15 protein-coding genes are annotated in these 16,462 nt (G+C 63.1%); 6 read left to right on the top strand and 9 right to left on the bottom strand.

Annotated elements, in window-relative coordinates; all coding sequences use genetic code 11:
* Positions 1 to 7: 7 nt before the first annotated feature.
* The 3 genes from G7066_RS00455 to G7066_RS00465 all read right to left on the bottom strand — a co-directional run bounded on the left by G7066_RS00455 (position 8) and on the right by G7066_RS00465 (position 3,838).
* A complete protein-coding gene (locus tag G7066_RS00455; RefSeq protein ID WP_166328204.1) occupies positions 8 to 544 on the bottom strand; it encodes a hypothetical protein in 537 nt (178 codons plus the stop codon).
* Positions 545 to 1,122: 578 nt separating this feature from the next.
* On the bottom strand, positions 1,123 to 3,342 hold the full coding sequence (katG, locus tag G7066_RS00460; protein WP_205881475.1) for a catalase/peroxidase HPI: 2,220 nt from the start codon (positions 3,340 to 3,342) through the stop codon (positions 1,123 to 1,125).
* 46 nt (positions 3,343 to 3,388) lie between these two features.
* Positions 3,389 to 3,838: a Fur family transcriptional regulator gene (locus G7066_RS00465; protein WP_205881476.1), complete on the bottom strand. Its 450-nt coding sequence runs from the start codon at positions 3,836 to 3,838 to the stop codon at positions 3,389 to 3,391.
* Between the two features lie 398 nt (positions 3,839 to 4,236).
* On the opposite strand from G7066_RS00465, the gene G7066_RS00470 reads away from it, so the two are divergent.
* Positions 4,237 to 5,004 carry an SDR family NAD(P)-dependent oxidoreductase gene (locus G7066_RS00470; protein ID WP_166328208.1) on the top strand — a complete coding sequence of 256 codons (768 nt, stop codon included), beginning with the start codon at positions 4,237 to 4,239 and terminating at the stop codon, positions 5,002 to 5,004.
* A 28-nt stretch (positions 5,005 to 5,032) separates the two neighbouring features.
* Positions 5,033 to 5,806 carry a thioesterase family protein gene (locus G7066_RS00475; RefSeq protein WP_166328210.1) on the top strand — a complete coding sequence of 258 codons (774 nt, stop codon included), beginning with the start codon at positions 5,033 to 5,035 and terminating at the stop codon, positions 5,804 to 5,806.
* Between the two features lie 107 nt (positions 5,807 to 5,913).
* On the opposite strand, the gene G7066_RS00480 is transcribed toward G7066_RS00475, so the two are convergent.
* The 5 genes from G7066_RS00480 to G7066_RS00500 all read right to left on the bottom strand — a co-directional run bounded on the left by G7066_RS00480 (position 5,914) and on the right by G7066_RS00500 (position 11,913).
* A complete protein-coding gene (locus G7066_RS00480; protein WP_166328212.1) occupies positions 5,914 to 7,488 on the bottom strand; it encodes an amidohydrolase in 1,575 nt (524 codons plus the stop codon).
* A gap of 116 nt (positions 7,489 to 7,604) precedes the next feature.
* Positions 7,605 to 9,260, bottom strand: coding sequence for a thiamine pyrophosphate-binding protein (locus tag G7066_RS00485; RefSeq protein WP_341873821.1), 1,656 nt, complete (start codon positions 9,258 to 9,260; stop codon positions 7,605 to 7,607).
* A complete protein-coding gene (locus G7066_RS00490) occupies positions 9,257 to 10,018 on the bottom strand; it encodes an amino acid ABC transporter ATP-binding protein (protein WP_166328214.1) in 762 nt (253 codons plus the stop codon). The genes G7066_RS00485 and G7066_RS00490 overlap by 4 nt, the downstream gene beginning before the upstream one ends.
* Positions 10,018 to 10,935, bottom strand: a complete 918-nt coding sequence (locus tag G7066_RS00495; RefSeq protein WP_166328216.1) for an amino acid ABC transporter permease — start codon at positions 10,933 to 10,935, stop codon at positions 10,018 to 10,020. The genes G7066_RS00490 and G7066_RS00495 overlap by 1 nt, the downstream gene beginning before the upstream one ends.
* A gap of 6 nt (positions 10,936 to 10,941) precedes the next feature.
* Positions 10,942 to 11,913 (bottom strand): ABC transporter substrate-binding protein, encoded by a 972-nt coding sequence (locus G7066_RS00500; RefSeq protein WP_166328218.1) that lies wholly within the window; start codon positions 11,911 to 11,913, stop codon positions 10,942 to 10,944.
* 172 nt (positions 11,914 to 12,085) lie between these two features.
* On the opposite strand from G7066_RS00500, the gene G7066_RS00505 reads away from it, so the two are divergent.
* Genes G7066_RS00505 through G7066_RS00520 form a run of 4 tightly spaced genes read left to right on the top strand, consistent with a single transcriptional unit; the run spans position 12,086 to position 15,395 of the window.
* Positions 12,086 to 12,769 (top strand): TetR/AcrR family transcriptional regulator, encoded by a 684-nt coding sequence (locus G7066_RS00505; protein WP_166328220.1) that lies wholly within the window; start codon positions 12,086 to 12,088, stop codon positions 12,767 to 12,769.
* Positions 12,766 to 13,635 carry a M20/M25/M40 family metallo-hydrolase gene (locus G7066_RS00510; RefSeq protein ID WP_166328222.1) on the top strand — a complete coding sequence of 290 codons (870 nt, stop codon included), beginning with the start codon at positions 12,766 to 12,768 and terminating at the stop codon, positions 13,633 to 13,635. Before G7066_RS00505 ends, G7066_RS00510 begins: the two co-directional genes overlap by 4 nt.
* On the top strand, positions 13,629 to 14,099 hold the full coding sequence (locus G7066_RS00515; protein WP_166328224.1) for a M20/M25/M40 family metallo-hydrolase: 471 nt from the start codon (positions 13,629 to 13,631) through the stop codon (positions 14,097 to 14,099). The genes G7066_RS00510 and G7066_RS00515 overlap by 7 nt, the downstream gene beginning before the upstream one ends.
* 60 nt (positions 14,100 to 14,159) lie before the next feature.
* The gene (locus G7066_RS00520) at positions 14,160 to 15,395 is read left to right on the top strand and encodes an aminotransferase-like domain-containing protein (RefSeq protein WP_166328226.1); all 1,236 of its coding nucleotides are present in this window, start codon (positions 14,160 to 14,162) and stop codon (positions 15,393 to 15,395) included.
* Here the strand turns inward: G7066_RS00520 and G7066_RS00525 are convergent.
* Positions 15,392 to 16,447 (bottom strand): cation diffusion facilitator family transporter, encoded by a 1,056-nt coding sequence (locus tag G7066_RS00525; RefSeq protein WP_166328228.1) that lies wholly within the window; start codon positions 16,445 to 16,447, stop codon positions 15,392 to 15,394. The two genes, G7066_RS00520 and G7066_RS00525, sit on opposite strands and share 4 nt — an antisense overlap.
* Positions 16,448 to 16,462 lie beyond the last annotated feature (15 nt).

Genomic DNA, 16,462 nt, shown 5'->3' on the forward strand with positions numbered 1-16,462 from the left:
TTCGCCACTAGTTCTTCGGGTCAGAGAGGCCAACCTCGCCCGTGTCACCGTTGTACTCGAAGACCCTGCCGTCTTGCATGGTGTACTTGATGCTTGTGCCGAGGGGCTTCTGGGCGAGGAGTTGATTCTCCATGTACTTTGCCTCCTTGGCCCACTGGGTGGCTTGCTCCTCACTCACCGAGCCAAACCGCGTGGCTGATTTCATGTCGGTAAGGGTGAACCGCAGTGCGAAGAGGGCTCCCCGGTTCTCTTTTGTGTCGGGAATCTGCTGCCAGAGCGAACCGTCGTTGTCGGACTGTTCGAGTTTTGCGAGAAAGGCATCGAGTCTTTCCTCGATGGGGCCGGTGCCTTCGATTTCAGGGTCGTTTGGTCCAAACACCCTTTCCTCGTCGGGTGAGTCCTGTGATTCTTGTTTTGCTTCGGGCGACGGAGTAGCTTTGCTCGTGGCCGATGGTGTTGGTGTTGGTGCAGCCTCAGGATCGCCGGAACTCTCACCGGTCAGGAGCACCACTGCGGTCACGGCGGCTGCGGCGACGAGCAGCACACCGCCGACGATCGAACCGATGAGAAGGCCGAGCCTTCGCTTCTTCGGCTCTTGCGCGGGCTGGTGGGCATGCCGTACGGCGGCTGCATTGCCGGAGCCGCGTACTCCCCTGTAAATGTGGGGTTGGGGCCGTGCGCATAAGCAGGCGAGGGGTAAGAAGACGGTTGCTGGTGCGGTGCGGCGTAGAGCGGCTGCTGGGGCGGCTGTTGCGTTGGCATCTGTGGCATCTGTGGCATCTGTGGCGCCTGTTGTGGCTGTGGCGCATAGGGCGAGTTCTGTTGTAGCGGGTATGGGCTGGCCGGTGGTTGTGTGGCCTGTGGCGGAACGTTGCCCTGATTCGGTGTTTGTGAGGGATCCTGGCCCTGTTGATCTGTCACTGCTTCTCCGTTGTCGTGCTTCGCGGCTGTTTTCTGAGCTCGCTGTTGATGATCTGTGGACTTCCCCGCCACTTAGATTACCCAATTTTGGGAGGCCTCTGAGAACAGTGGGATTACCTAGTGTCTAGAAGCGCAAAGAGGGGCCACCCCAAACGGGTGACCCCTCTTTTCTGCTCGGAACTCCGCGTTCAGCGCGTTCGACTAGCGCAGATCGAAGCGGTCCAGATCTGCAACCTTGGCCCATGCTGCAACGAAGTCGGCGACAAACTTGTCGGCCGCGTCATCGCTCGCGTAGACCTCGGCAACCGCGCGCAACTCGCTGTTCGAGCCGAACACGAGGTCGGCACGGGTGCCGGTCCAGCGCTCGGTGCCGGTGGCCTCGTCGGTGCCGACAAAGGTGCGCGAGTCGGCGTCGGCTGCACGCCACTGTGTATTGAGGTCGAGCAGGTTCACGAAGAAGTCGTTCGTGAGCACACCCGGGCGTTCGGTGAGTACACCGTGCTTCGAGCCGTCCCAATTGGTATCGAGCACACGCATGCCACCGATCAGCACCGTCATTTCGGGTGCCGACAGGGTCAGTAAGTTGGCGCGATCCACCAGCAAGTGCTCGGCCGGCATGCCGAGTGCGCGGGCGCTCTCGTAGTTGCGGAAGCCGTCTGCTGCAGGGTTGAGGTAGTCGTATGACTCAACATCGGTCTGCTCCTGCGTGGCATCGGTGCGACCCGGCGTGAACGGAATCGTGACCGAGTGCCCCGCAGCCGCAGCAGCTTGCTTCACGCCGACATTACCCGCGATCACGGTGAGGTCGGCGAACGAAACCTGCTTGCCGCCGGTTGCCGATGCGTTGAACTCGGCCTGGATCTTCTCGAGGGCCGAAACAACGCGGGCCAGCTGCTCGGGACGGTTGACCTCCCAGGAGCGCTGCGGCTCAAGGCGCACACGACCACCGTTTGCGCCGCCACGCTTGTCGCTGCCGCGGAACGAACTGGCCGAAGCCCAGCCGGTAGAGACGAGCTCACCGACGGAGAAGCCAGCCTCTGCGATTGCGGCCTCGAGTGCCGCAACGTCTGCCGCGTCAATGAGCTCGTAGTCGCGAGCGGGAATCGGATCCTGCCAGATCAGCTCTTCTGTCGGAACCTCGGGGCCGAGGTAGCGCGACTTCGGGCCGAGATCGCGGTGGGTCAGCTTGAACCAGGCGCGACGGTAGGCCTCGGTGAACGCCTCGTGGTCTTCCTTGAAGCGCAGCGAGATCTCGCGGTAGGCGGGATCCTCGCGCAGCGAGATGTCGGTGGTGAGCATGCGCGGCTCGCGGCGACCGTCGCCCTGCGCCATCGGCACCATGTCGGAGCCGCCGCCGTCCTTCGGACGCCAGTGGTAGTGACCGCCCTCGCCGGTGACGCACTCCCATTCGTAAGCAAAGAGAATGTGGAAGAACTCGTTGTCCCAGCGGGTCGGGTGGTAGGTCCAGGTGACCTCAAGGCCAGAGCCGATCGTGTCGTTGCCAACCCCGGTGCCGAAGTTGCCCTTCCAGCCGAGACCCATCTGCTCCATCGGAGCATCTTCGGGGTCTGGCCCGACGTACTCGCTGTCAGGAGCGGCACCGTGGGTCTTGCCGAAGGTGTGACCACCGGCAATCAGGGCGACGGTCTCCTCGTCGTCCATGGCCATGCGCTTGAACGTCTCGCGGATCTGTTCGGCAGCCAGAATCGGGTCGGGATTCGCGCCAGGGCCCTCGGGGTTGACGTAGATGAGACCCATCATGGTCGCTCCGAGCGGCTTCAGCAGCTCTTTGTTGCCGTCGAAGCGGGCGTCGTCACCGAGCCACGACTTCTCTGAGCCCCAGTACACGTCGTCGTCGGGCTCCCAAACATCTGGACGTCCGCCAGCAAACCCGAACGTGGGCATGCCCATCTGCTCGTGCGCAACGTTGCCCGCGAGAATCATCAGGTCACCCCACGAAAGTGACTTGCCGTACTTCTTCTTGACCGGCCACAACAGGCGTCGTGCCTTGTCGAGGCCAACGTTGTCGGGCCAGCTGTTCAGGGGAGCAAAGCGCTGCTGCCCCGTGCCGCCGCCGCCGCGGCCATCAAAGACGCGGTAGGTGCCTGCGCTGTGCCATGCCATGCGGATCATGAGTGGTCCGTAGTTGCCGAAGTCGGCGGGCCACCACGGCTGCGACTCGGTGAGCACACCCGCGATGTCTTGTTTGACCGCAGCGAGATCGAGGCTCTCAAAAGCGGCTCTGTAATCAAAACCTGCACCCTGAGGGTTCGCGACGGCGGGGTTCTTCGCGAGAATCTTCAGGTTAAGCCGCTCGGGCCACCAGTCAGTGTTGCTCGTGGCCGCCATTGGGGAGGCTTTGGAGGCGGATCCTGCACCGCCGTGATCGACGGGGCATCCATTCTCTGCTGACACTGTCATTCCTTTCTTTGGGTACTGCCGTGAGTGTGGCATACGCCACAGACATTTAGGGTTGAGGACGTTTGTCGCACTCCCCGCACACTCCGCGGAACGTTACGTCGGCCTGCAAAATGCGCATTCCGTGTGTGCTGTGTGGCGTGAGGCACGGGGCCGCACCGACCGCGCAGTCGATGTCTTCGATGCGACCGCAGCGCACGCATTGCAGGTGGTGGTGGTTGTCGTCGGTGCGGGTTTCGTAGCGAGCGCCACCGGGGCCGAGAGGATCGATGCGCCTGATAATGCCGTGCGCTGTGAGATCTTGCACAATGTTGTGCACCGACTGCAGCGTGAGTGCGGGCAGCTCTTTGGTCAGAGCGGTATGGATCTCATTGGCCGTTGTGTGCGGATGTGTGCTGAGGTGCTCGAGTGCCGCGACTCTGCCCGAGGTGCTCTTGAGTCCGGTTTCGCGCAGGCGCTCGCTCCAAGCGGCGGAGTCGAGGGGCGCGAAGGGAAGCACGCTCCCACCCTATCTTATTTTGAATGAATCAAAATTGCTGGGCTCTGGGCTCTGGGCTCTGGGCTCTGGGGTCTGGTGGTCCGCCGGTACTTCGGGTGCTACAGCCCCATTGCGTCCGACGAGTGGGCCCCTTAGTAACGAGGTCCTGCCTTAATCACAGTAGGTAAGCTGGTCACTCGTCGCTAAGGGGCCCACTCATCGGACGTGGCGCGAACAGGGCGGCGCGAACAGGGCGGCGCGAATAGGGCGGCGCGAACAGGTCGGCGCGGGCCCCGGGCAGAGCGGAGTGGATCATCTCAGCTCAGATCATCACAGCGCGGAGGCGCACGAGTTCTGCGAAGATGGAAGCTGGCCGAGATGGCGCACGCCAACTCGAAGCTGAGTGCAAAGGAGGCTCCATGAAGCTTCAGAACATGAGCGCGCTTGTCACCGGTGCTGCCTCCGGCCTTGGTGCCGCCACCGCGGTACTGCTCGCGGAGCAAGGGGTGAGCGTAATCGGGATCGATCTCGCCGCGAGCATCGACGCAGCAGACACGCCACCGAAGGGAGTGCAGTACCGCGCCGCAGACGTGACCAACGAGCAGTTGGTGGCTGAGGCACTGCAAGCGCTCGATGATCCCGCGATCCCACCCCTGCGCCTCGTGGTGAACTGCGCCGGAATCGCACCGGCCAGGCGACTGCTCTCTTCGCGCGGCGTGCACGACCTTGAGACGTTTCAGCGCACCATCAACATCAACCTGGTGGGCACTTTCAACGTGCTGCGTCTCGCGGCGGAGCGGATGGCCGCGCAGGACCCGGTTGACGAATCGGGGCAGCGCGGGGTCATCGTGAACACCGCCTCAGTCGCCGCTTACGAGGGGCAAATCGGGCAGGTCGCCTACGCCGCCTCGAAGGGTGGGGTCGTTGCAATGGGCATCGCCGCGGCTCGGGATCTGGCGCGCAGTGGCATTCGCGTCAACACCATCGCGCCGGGTGTTGTTGAGACACCAATGCTCGCAGGTCTCGGTGCCGAGGTGAGTGAAGCGCTCGCCGCCTCAGTGCCATTCCCACACCGGCTCGCGCGGCCCGACGAATTCGCGCAGCTCGTAACCATGATCGCCGAGCATGACTACCTCAACGGCGAAACGATTCGCATGGACGGTGCGCTGCGCATGGCACCGCAGTAGCTGATCCCGAACCCCCAAAGGAACACACATGGACGTCTTATTTCGCCGCCTCGCCGAGAACCGCTTCCTCGCGACCGAGAAGGTCGGTGGCGCCTGGGATCCGCGCGAGCAGCACATCGCGCCCTCGCTCGGGTTGCTCGCGCACCTGGTCGAGCAGGATCGCGACGCGCGTCGCAGCGATGGCCTGCAGATTGCGCGGGTGTCCTTCGACATTCTGGGACCGTTTCTTGTGGGTGAGGTTGAGGCGGCAGTGCGAGTGCTGCGACCCGGCCGCACGATTGAGCTCGTCGAAGCGACGCTCGCCTTTGAAGGACGGGTGGTGCTGACGCTGCGCGCGTGGTTGATGCAGCGTACCGGCACGGAACAGCTCGCGGGGTCGGCGCTGCCCGCGATCCCGAGCCGACACGAAATGGAGCCCGCCCTGATGGACGACGGTTGGCCCGGGGAATTCGTGCGTTGCTTTGAGATGCGCAGGCAGCGGCTCGGAGTTGGGCGCGCGCAGGCGTGGATGCGCCCCAAATATCCGCTCGTTGATTCGGAGCCGGTGAGCCCGATGGCGCGCATGATCGCGCAGCTCGACTTAGCTAATGGGATCACACCCCGCGTTGACGCAACCGAGCTGCTGTTTCCGAATCTCGACCTCGACGGTTCGTTCTTTCGCGCTCCGCAGGGCGAGTGGCTCGGCTTTGACACTTCGGTCTCGTTTGGACCGAGCGGTGTGGGCCAGACACAGAGCACGCTGCACGACGAGCTCGGCCCGCTCGGCACGGTATCTCAGACGCTGACTTTGCGGTATCGCTAGGCCGTCGGAGGCATGCTGCCGAGAGCTCAAAAATGCAGGTTTTCCTTCGAGCAAAACCTGCATTTTTGAGCTCTCGACCATGTTTCGCGGTCTAGGCAACTAAGCCCTCACCACATCCGCTGCGCACCGCCGCGATAGTCAGGCCAGGGCAGGTCAATCGGTGGCTCGAAGTCTTGCGAAAGCAGCGCGGGCATTGGATCAGCCGCCGTGCGCTCCTCAAACTCACGACGCGCGGAAGCGAGTAAAGACGGCCGTGTGAGCAGGTCGAGGAACGTGCCCGCGACGGTCTTGCCGGCGACATCGATTGTGGGACTGATGGTGGCGGGAATGCCACCGAGTGCGTTCATCACCCAGGCGGGGTAGGCCCCGCGCCCCGGCACTGGCTGCAGCGCAGGGCGCGACACATAGAAGCGCACGGTGGGGGCGTAGTGGGTCATTTCGACGTAGTCGTCGCTCGTCCAGTTCTGCTGCCACGCTGGCATGTGCTCCCGCAGTGCGCGCTCTGCCTCCTGCGGCGAAATGAGCTGCTCGGTTTCGGCCAAAAACGGATGATCGGTCGCCTCAAGACCCAGGTTGCGCTGAATCTCTTGGGCAACCGCGACGGCCTCGGCTCCGTAACTCGGGGCTCCAACGGCCTCAAGATTGGCGTAGAGTACCTCCGCCATCACGTGGTTCGTGCGCCCCGGCCTGCTGCGCGCGATCCAACGATCCTCCAGATCACAGTGCGCCATTTCGGCGGCGAGCCGCGCGTTTCGATCGAGCACCGCGAGCACGTGTTCGGCCATGGCGATGTCGGGGGTGCGCCACGAAAACTGGACGCGGGCGACGCGGGCTGGCAAGTTGTCGGCTGTCGCCTGGCCGTCGCTCAGGATCGCATCCGAGATGCTCCACCCGCCCACACTCGGCAGCATCGCGTCTTGCATCACCCGCGAGGCGGTGTACATCTGCATGAGCGCCACGTTTGCGCCCGGTGCACGGGCGGCGGAGTGGGAGGCGGGGATCGGGGAATTGGGATCGGCGGCAATCTGCCAGGTCTCCGCGCTGTCGCAGGTGAAGGTGTAGACCTTACTGTAATACGCACCGCACGGGGTGTCCCAGCGCGCGGTGTTGCACAGCGGCAGCATGTAGAACGGGTGGAAGCTGACGATCGCGTCGACGTTGTCGTAGTAACCCCGGAGCCCGTGCACAACCTTTGACCCGTGCATTTTCTCGGCGGGTTCGCCGGTGTACTTGAGAGTGCCCGTGATCCCGTGCTCGCGCATGGCGTGTTGGGTGGCGAGCAACCCGGCGAGCGTTGAGATGCCGAGCACAGAGTGGGGATCGGTGTGCCCCGGCGCGAAGCGACTGAGACCTTCGCTCGGCTGCTCGCTTGTTGTGGCCGCCTGACTGTTGCCGGGCACCGCGTCGTATTCCGCGTAGGTGAGCAGCGTGGGCCCGTCACCGTTCGACCACTCGGCGCTGAATGCCGTGGGCATGCCGCCGGACCCGGCCTCCACCTCAAAACCCTCCGCGCGCAGGCGGTCGACGTACCAGTTGACGGACCGGTACTCTCGCCAGGCTGGTTCCGCGAACTCCCAAATCTGGGTGTGCCACTCGGTGAGGCGCGCGAGGTTGTTATCGATCCAAGTTTTGGCGGTGGCCTTGGCGGCCACACTGAGTTCGATGGCAAGGGTTTCGGTCATGGGTAGTGCTCACTTTCGGTTTAGAGGTAGGGATGCCCGGGGTGACAGGGGCCAGGCAACACGGCTCAAGGCAACAGCGCCCAGTCAATAGGGGTCCGGCAGGATCGCAGGCCCGCTCAGGCGAAGAGCGCGAGCGGCACGTGCACGAGCGTGACCCCGGGGTGTGCGAGCGCCTGCTCAACGAGGGTTTCCAGCTCGTCAGCGTGCCGCACCGCAAAACCGGTGCCGCCAAAGGCTTCCACGAGTTGCGGCCAGTTGGGTTGCGAGAGCACAACCCCGATCGGCTCGATACCACGGTCGGCCTCGTTTTGCTGGATCTCGCCGTAGCCGCCGTTATCGACGCAAACGATGGTGATGTCGAGGTTCTGCTCAACCGCCGTCTGAAACTCCTGGACGGAGAACATCAGGGCACCGTCGCCGATCACCCCAACCACGGGACGCTCGGGCGAGGCGATTTTTGCCCCGATCGCGGCGGGTAGGCCGTAGCCGAGGGTGGCGTAGGCGGCCATGTACAAAAAGGATCCGGGTTCCTCTGAACGCACGCTACTGGTCATGCCGTAGTAGGTGATCTGCGAGGAATCACCGGCCACAATTGTGTTTGTGGGAAGAACGCTCGCGATCCTCGTGGCAACCCGCGATTCGAGGGGAGCGAAGGAGGCGGCCTCGGCACGCATCGTCTCGCGAACGGCTTCAAGAGCGGGGCCCTCGGTATCGTGTGAGTCAGACCCTGCGCCCACCGCCTCGACAAGCTGCGGCAGCACGGCCGCCGAGTCCCCGATGAGAGCCTGGGTCGCGGCAAGGTTCTTGTTGCGCTGCGACGCGAGAATGTCAACACGGATCACCTCGCCCTGCGGCGCGACCTGGCCGCCCCACAGTTCGGACTCCCCAATCTTCGAACCAACAACCAGCAGTGCATCGGAATTGTTCAAGACCTCGCGGGCCGACTCCAAACGAAGTTCTGAGCCGAGCGCGAGCGGGTGCGATTCCGGCAGCACTCCCTTGCCGTTGAGGCTGGTCACCACTGGTGCCCCGAGTCGCTCGGCCAGGTCGCGAAGCGCGTCACGCCCGGCAATCGCACCACCACCGGCGAGGATCGCGGGGCGCTTTGCGGCCGTCAGTACCCGGGCGGCGGCCGCTACCGACGACTCGTCCGCGCGCTGCGGTGCCGGGAGGGGCTGCGGCACGAGGGCGCCCGGGTCCACATCTGCCGCCGACTCAAGCAGATCGAGTGGCACTTCAAGATAGACCGGGCGAGGCCGACCCGTGCGAAAGAGCCGGAAGGCGTCGTGCACCGCATCGACCGCCTCCTGCGCGGTCTGCGCGCGGCGCGCCCACTCGACGATGGCACCGGCCGCCGCGAGCTGATCCTTGGTTTCGTGAAGCGCCCCAATGTCGGCGAACTCGGCTCCGCGGGCGACCCCGGGTGCGAGAATCAGCATGGGTCGCGACTCGCAGTAGGCCGTGCCCGCCGCGGAGAGTGCGTTCAATAGACCGGGTCCCGAGGTGGTAATCACGACCCCCGGCAAGCGCGTGCGCTGGGACCAGCCGTCGGCGGCGTACCCGGCGCCCTGTTCGTGTCGTGAGGTGACGGCCCGGATCCCGAGCCTGCTGAAGTGTCGGTAGAACTCGAGGTTGTGAGTGCCCGGAATGCCGAACACCGTGTCAACGCCGTAGGCGCGAACGAATTGCAGGATCGCGAGCCCCACATTTTCGGGTGCCACTCCGGCGGCGATCGCAGCAGCCCGCTCCTGCTCGGGAATCGGGCGCATCATCGGGATACCCGCGAGAGAAATGACTGCGTGCGTTCGTGCTGCGGACGGTCGAGCAGATCGTTGGGGGCACCGCGCTCCACGATCACACCGTCGTCCATAAAGACCACCTCGTCGGCGACCTCGCGCGCGAACCCCATCTCGTGGGTTACGACGATCATGGTCATGCCTGAGCGCGCGAGCTCCCGCATCACCTCAAGCACCTCACCCACAAGTTCGGGATCGAGCGCCGAAGTGGGTTCGTCAAAGAGCATCACCTTGGGCTCCATCGCGAGCGCACGAGCAATCGCCACGCGCTGCTGCTGGCCACCCGAAAGCTGCGAGGGGTAGTTTTCGAGGCGATCCCCGAGACCAACTTTCTCGAGCAGCGCGACGGCCTGATCCCGCGCCTGCTGCCGCGGCGTCTTCTTCAGCTTGAGCGGCCCGAACATGACGTTTTCGAGCGCGGTCATGTGGCCAAAGAGGTTGAACGACTGAAACACCATGCCAACGCCCTCGCGCCGCTGATTGATCTCGGCTTCGCTCGCCTCAACGAGCCGGTCACCGCGCACGTTGTAGCCCATCATTTGGCCATCGACCAGGATCGCGCCCGCCGTGGCAGTCTCCAGGTGATTGACGCAGCGCAGCAGCGTTGACTTGCCTGAGCCTGACGGGCCGATGAGGCACACAACCTTGCTCGCGTCGACGGTGAGGTTGATGCCCTTCAGCACCTCGACATCACCGAAGCTCTTGTGCACGTTGAGAAAGTTGACCTTTGACATTAGCGCGCTCCCTTCTTTGCAATCGTGCCGGCTGCGCCGCGCGAGAAGCGCTTTTCGAGGCGACCCTGGAAGTAGGTGAGGATCGTGGTGAGCAGGATGTACCAGATGCTCGCCACGATGAGCAGCGGGATCTGCTCAAGGTTCTTCGCGTAGATCTGCTGCGTGTTGTAGAGCAGGTCTCCAACACCAAGCACGATCACGAGCGAGGTGGTTTTGAGCATCGAAATGACGTTGTTGGCGACCGGGGGAATAATCACCTTCATGGCCTGCGGAATCACGATGTGGCGAAGGGTTGATGTGTGGCTGAAACCCATAGCTCGCGCCGCCTCGGCCTGACCCGCCGGCACCGAGAGGATGCCGCCGCGCACGATCTCGGCCATGTAGGCGGCCTCGTTCAGGCCGAGGCCGAGCACCGCGGCGGTGAACAGGGAGATGACCGTGTTGGTGTCCCACTCAATGAAGGTTGGCCCGAACGGCACACCCAGGGCGATGGTGGGGAAGAGGATCGCCGCAAAGCCCCAGAACAGCAACTGCACGAGCAGAGGAGTGCCTCGAAAGAACCAGATGTAGGCACCCGCGACGCCGCGAATGAGCCAGTTTGGCGACATGCGCATGACGGCCAGCAGAAGACCCACAACAAACCCGAGCACCATGGCGAGCACGGTGAGCTCAAGCGTCACAAACAATCCGTCGAGAATGCGCACGTCGAAGAGATATTTCGCTACGGTGGGCCAGCCGAAGCCGGGGTTGGTCACCACGGTGATCGCGACCAGCACGAGCGCGTAGGCCACAACAACAACGCCGATAATCTGGCCGATGTTCTTGCGCTTAATAACGGGACGCTCAGTGAGCGCGAGGAAGTCCGTTGAAACGGAGGTGGTCTGGGGTCCCGCGCTTTGATCGGGCAAAACGGTCATGGCTCGTTATCCCACCTTCGGATTGATCTTGGCGGTCTCGAGTGCGGTGTTGCCGAGGCTCCAGGAGTCGAGAATCTCTTGGTAGGTGCCATCGTCGATCAGCGATTGGATCGCGGCGCGGTAGGCCTCTGCGAGTTTGCTGTCGTTGATGCGCGGCATGGCCACGCCGATGAGTGCTGGTTCAACGAGGATGCCGGGGACGGCCGCGTAGACCGTCGGCTTGACCTGCGCGTAGTAGGCGACGAGTGCGTTGTCGGCGATCATTGCCTGCGCGCGACCCGAGGAGACGGACTGATTTGCGCTGTCTTGCTGGGGAACCACGAGCGGAGTGATGGCCTTCAGACCCTTGTCCTTGCACATCTGCTCGAACTTCGGCATGACCTCAAGGGCTTGCGTGGTGCCGGTTTGCACTGCGATGGTGAGGCCGCAGAGGTCCTCCTCTTTTTTGATACCGTTCTCTTCGCCCTTTTTCGTCATGATGGCGGTGCCCGCGTTCATGAAGCTGACCATGTCGACGACGGCCGTGCGGTCGGGGGTGATGCTGAATGCCGCCCACGAGGCGTCGTAGCGGTTGGATTCAAGACCCGCGATGATGCCGTTGAAGTCGGCCTTGCCGTTGTCTATTTTGAGACCCATTTTGTTTGCTGTTGCGAGGGCGAAGTCGGGTTCAACCCCGATGATGTTGCCGGCGTCATCGGTGAAGTCGATGGGGGCGTACGTTGGGTCGGTTACCAGTTTCAGGGTTCCTTTTTGGCGGAGGGCCTCGGGAACCAGCGCGGCAACCGCGGGGTCTTGCTTCACAGCCTCGGCGGCCTCGCGACCACCCTTGCCAAGGGTCACTTCGCTACTCTCAGAGCTGGTGTTGGTATCGGCGGCATCGGCCGGTTCGTCACTGTTGGTGCACGCGACGAGACCGGAGAGAAGGATCGCCCCCACCGCGACTCCGGCGAAACGAGCGATGGTCTGTTTGTGCCTCATATGTGTCCCCTTCGACGGAATATGATCTTGCCAAAAGAATAATCTCTTATTATTCTTACTTGCAGATCATAGATCTGGTTGGCCGAAGTTGCAATAAAAACAAGTAAGTTTGCACGTGATGTTTCAGGCTCGCTTGAGCGAGCCGACCGGGCAGATTGTTTAAGGGAGAACGATGAGCGAAACGCGCATACGCACACACGCGGTGACAGACGAGGCCATCAGCCGATTGCGCAACCGCATTCTGCAGCAAACCTCGCACGTGATCGCGAAGCGGGGAGTTGATGGCTGTTCACTCACTCTCGTGGCGGCGGCTGCAGGGTGCAGCATAGGCATGATCCAGCACCACTTTCAGACACGGAACGCACTCGTGCTAGCGAGCATCGCCTACCGCAGTGAGCGGGCGACCGACGAGTGGCAGCGCATCTCAGAGACCGTCACAGACCCCATTCGCAGAATCGGGGACCTGCTCAGCTTTGCCGTTGAGGGTGAGGAGTCCTTTGCCGATGCCTGGGGTTTCTGGGTGCAGGCGTACGCAGCCGCACCGCGTGACCCAGAGGTGCGCGACACGATTGCGGTGGCGCTCCAGATGTGGCGATCGCTGTTCGTGACGGCTCTGCGGTCTGCGCGCGACACCAATCGCATTGCCTCGAACCTCGACCCCGAGCGCCTCGCGACCTACGTTGTTGCGGCTGCCGACGGCCTTGCGATGCAGACCCTCGGTGGTTTTTACGGAGGCGACAGCTCGACCATGCGCAGCACACTGAACGGACTCGTCGCGCACCTGTTGGGCATCAACGAAGAAGCACTCACCGAGAGCGCTGACGCCCCAGGGAACAGCGAAGCGGTGCCAAGATGAAAACAGTCGATGCGGTGATGGATCCTGTTGCGGTGCTGCACAGAGAGGCGGTTGAGTTCACCTCAGCCCTCATTCGCATCGACAGCACAAATACTGGCGATACTGCGACGATCGGAGTCGGAGAGAGCGAGTGCGCCGAACTGATTCGTGGGTGGCTCGCAGAGGTTGGTTACACCGGAGTGTGGCGTGAACGCACGCCGGGCCGGGGCAATCTGGTAGTCAGGATCACGGGATCGGATCCCGCGGCTACCGCTCTGTTGGTCCACGCCCACACCGATGTGGTGCCAGCCGACGCGACGCTCTGGCGAGTCGATCCGTTTGCTGGCGAAGTGAATGAGGGTGAGCTCTGGGGTCGTGGCGCGGTCGACATGAAAAACATGATCGGCATGCTGGTCGCGGCGATTCGCTCGCTGGCCGCGGAGGGATGGCAGCCCCGACGCGACATCGTGCTTGCGTTTGTGGCAGATGAAGAGGTTGAGGGTGCCGACGGCATGGCCTTTCTTGTGCAGCAACACCCCGAGTTGTTTGCAGGAGTGACCGAGGCGATCGGAGAGCTGGGCGGGTTCTCGATTGAGGGTCCTGCGGGGCGACACTACGCGATCGGCATCGGTGAGAAGGGTGTTGCGTGGGCGACGCTGCGAGCCAGAGGCGCCACGGGCCACGGGTCCCTGATCCCGAACGCGAGCAGTGCGGTCGCAAGACTCACTTCGGCCCTTGCGCGCATTGTCGCCCACGAGTGGCCGCTCGCAGATGATCCCGCAATGCAGATGGTCATCACGCACCTGCGAAGTGCGGTCGGAGCTGATCTTGAGGCCGCGACTCTCGAGCGCGACATCGCGTCGCTCGGGCCAATAGCCCGATGCTGAGCAGCGCGTTTCGCACCAGCTCCGTGCTCACGCAGGTGCACGCTGGCTCGAAAACCAACACCGTGCCCGGGGAGGCTATAGCCACGGTCGACTGCCGGATTGCGCCGGGCTACGAGCACGAATTTCACGAGGTATTCGCGAGCCTCGTTGGTCCGGACATCGACGTGACATGGGAGAGTGCGCCAAGTGTGACCGCATCGTACGGCACGGAACTCACCGAGGCCATTCGCGGGGCGCTGAACGCGGTGGACCCGGGAGCCGGGGTGATCCCCTTCGTTACCGGCGGCGCGACCGACGCAAAGACGCTGACCCGCCTCGGAATTCAGTGCTACGGATTTGTGCCGCTGCTGCTGCCGAAACAGTTCGATTTTCCCGGCATGTTCCACGGTATCGATGAGCGTGTGCCCGTGGCCTCTCTCGAGACCGGGGCCGCGATCCTGCAAGAGTTTTTGCGTAATCAATGATGATTCATCTCGTGGCACGGGGATTATCCCGTGTCACACCCGATTGAGGAGCCTCACCGCATGACACAGAACGTATTTGCCGAGAACTACGCCGATCGCGCCGCGGGGTTTCGGCCGTCCCCTGTCCGGTCTGTGTGGGACGTATCGACGGCACCGGGCATGATTTCGCTGGCCGGTGGCAACCCCGATCTGCACGGTCTGCCGCTTGAGCAGCTTGCCCTGGCTGCCCAGCGCCTTATTGGTGAGCAGGGGCTCGATTCCCTGCAGTACGGTTCCGGTGCGGGGCTGCCCGAGCTGCGCGAAGCGGTGACAGCAATCATGGCGTACTCAGGCGTCCAGGCCAGCGCAGACGACGTGCTGATTACTCCCGGTTCTCAGATGGGCCTTGAACTTGTCACCGCCATGTTTTGTAATCCGGGCGACGTGATCCTTGCCGAGGCCCCAACCTATGTTGGTGCCATCAGCACGTTTGTGGGGCTCGAGGCCGAGGTCTGCCACGTCGAGTGCGACGACGACGGGCTCATTCCCGAGGAGTTGGAGGCACGCATCACCCACTTGAAGGCAGAGGGTCGCGCCGTGAAGTTTCTTTACACGATCCCCAACTTCAACAACCCCTCCGGTGTTCGACTGGCTCAGGATCGGCGCGAGCGCATCGCCCGTATCTGCGCCAACGCGGGTGTGATCGTGGTCGAGGATGACCCATACGGTCTGATCTCGTTTGACGGCCAGGTCACCCCGGCTATTCGCTCATTCGACAGCAACGTGATCTACCTCGGCTCGATGAGCAAGATCTTCTCACCCGGCATTCGCGTCGGGTGGGTGCTGGCTCCAGCCGACGTGCGCGCTCGCCTGCAACTGCTCTCGGAGGCGATGGTGATTCACCCGTCGATTCTCAGCCAGTACCTGGCGCTTGAGTACCTCACCGCGTTCGATTGGCGGGCAACGCTTGCGCGGTCGATTGAGCGCTACCGCGAGCGCGCCTCCGCGCTTCTGGAATCGCTCTCCAGATCCGAGGGAGTGCTTCCGGCCGGGAGCACTTGGACCAAAGCCCGGGGTGGGTTCTTTGTGTGGGCGACTCTTCCGCAGGGTTACTCCGCCGACGAACTCTTTGAGCTCGCGGTTGAGGAGGGTGTGGTGTTTATTCCGGGCAGCGCCTTTTTTGCGGACGGTTCGGGATCGCGCAGCCTGCGTCTTTCGTTTTCGCTTGAGTCGCCCGAGGCGATTCGCGAGGGAATGCGGCGGCTCGCTCGGGCAAGTCGGAGGCTCACGCCGCGCTACGAGCTTGTTTCTGGCTAGCGGTGCGCCTGATCCTCACCCGCGTGGCTTGCGGGTTCCAGCTGTAGTGTGACGTGATCGGTCGTGAAGTGGAGGCGCAGGCAGGCTCTGAGCTCGTCGAGAATCGCGTGATAACCGAGCTCATCCCAGGCCTTGTCGCTGACCGTGACGTGGGCTGAGAACGCGGGCACGCCCGAGGTGATGGTCCACGCGTGTACGTCGTGGACTTCTGAGACACCCGGAACCGCGAGCATGTGCGTGCGAGCCACGTCGACGTCAATATTTTTCGGTGTTGCCTCAAGTAGCACATTCACGACGTCGCGCAGCAGGCTGATCGCCCGCGGGAAGATGAGCACCGCGATGGCCATTGAGGCGATCTGGTCGATCATGTTCCAGCCGGTGAACATAATGACGAGAGCGGCGATGATTACCGCGATGGAGCCCAACAGGTCGCCCAGCACTTCGAGGTACGCACCGCGAATGTTGATGCTCTCTTTTTGGCCCGATTGCAGAATGAGCAGTGAGACGAGGTTCGCCACAGCGCCGATAGCGGCGGCAATGAGCATTGGGCCGGACTCGATTTCAACTTCGGTACCGAAACGAGCAATGGCCTGGGCGAAAATGACGACGGCGATCACACCGAGCACGATGCCGTTGACGAGCGCGGCCAGCACCTCAACACGCAAATAACCGAAGGTGCGCTTTGACGTGGCGGGCAGCGCCGCGATGAGGCTTGCGATCAGGGCGATCGCAACTCCGGTTGCGTCAGTGAGCATGTGCCCGGCGTCGGCGAGCAGGGAGAGTGAGTTTGAGATCAGCGCGCCGATCACCTGAATGACAAAGACGCTGAGGGTTATTGAGAGAACGAGGATCAGCTTCTTGCGGTGTTTGCCCGTTGCGGTGCTCGCACCGCCGAGTCCGTGGTCGTGATCATGCGCCTTTTTGGCGGGGCTTTCAGGCGCGAGCGGGGAACCCGGGTGCCCCTGGCTGAACCCGGATTCGGCGAATTCTGCCTCGCAGTTGTCGGGCTGCCCATTTCCGACCTGTTCAGGGGGAGTGCGATCTCTTGCCATGCCCGCCACTATACC

Origin of the sequence: Leucobacter coleopterorum (assembly GCF_011382985.1) — a bacterium.
GTDB lineage: Bacteria > Actinomycetota > Actinomycetes > Actinomycetales > Microbacteriaceae > Leucobacter > Leucobacter coleopterorum.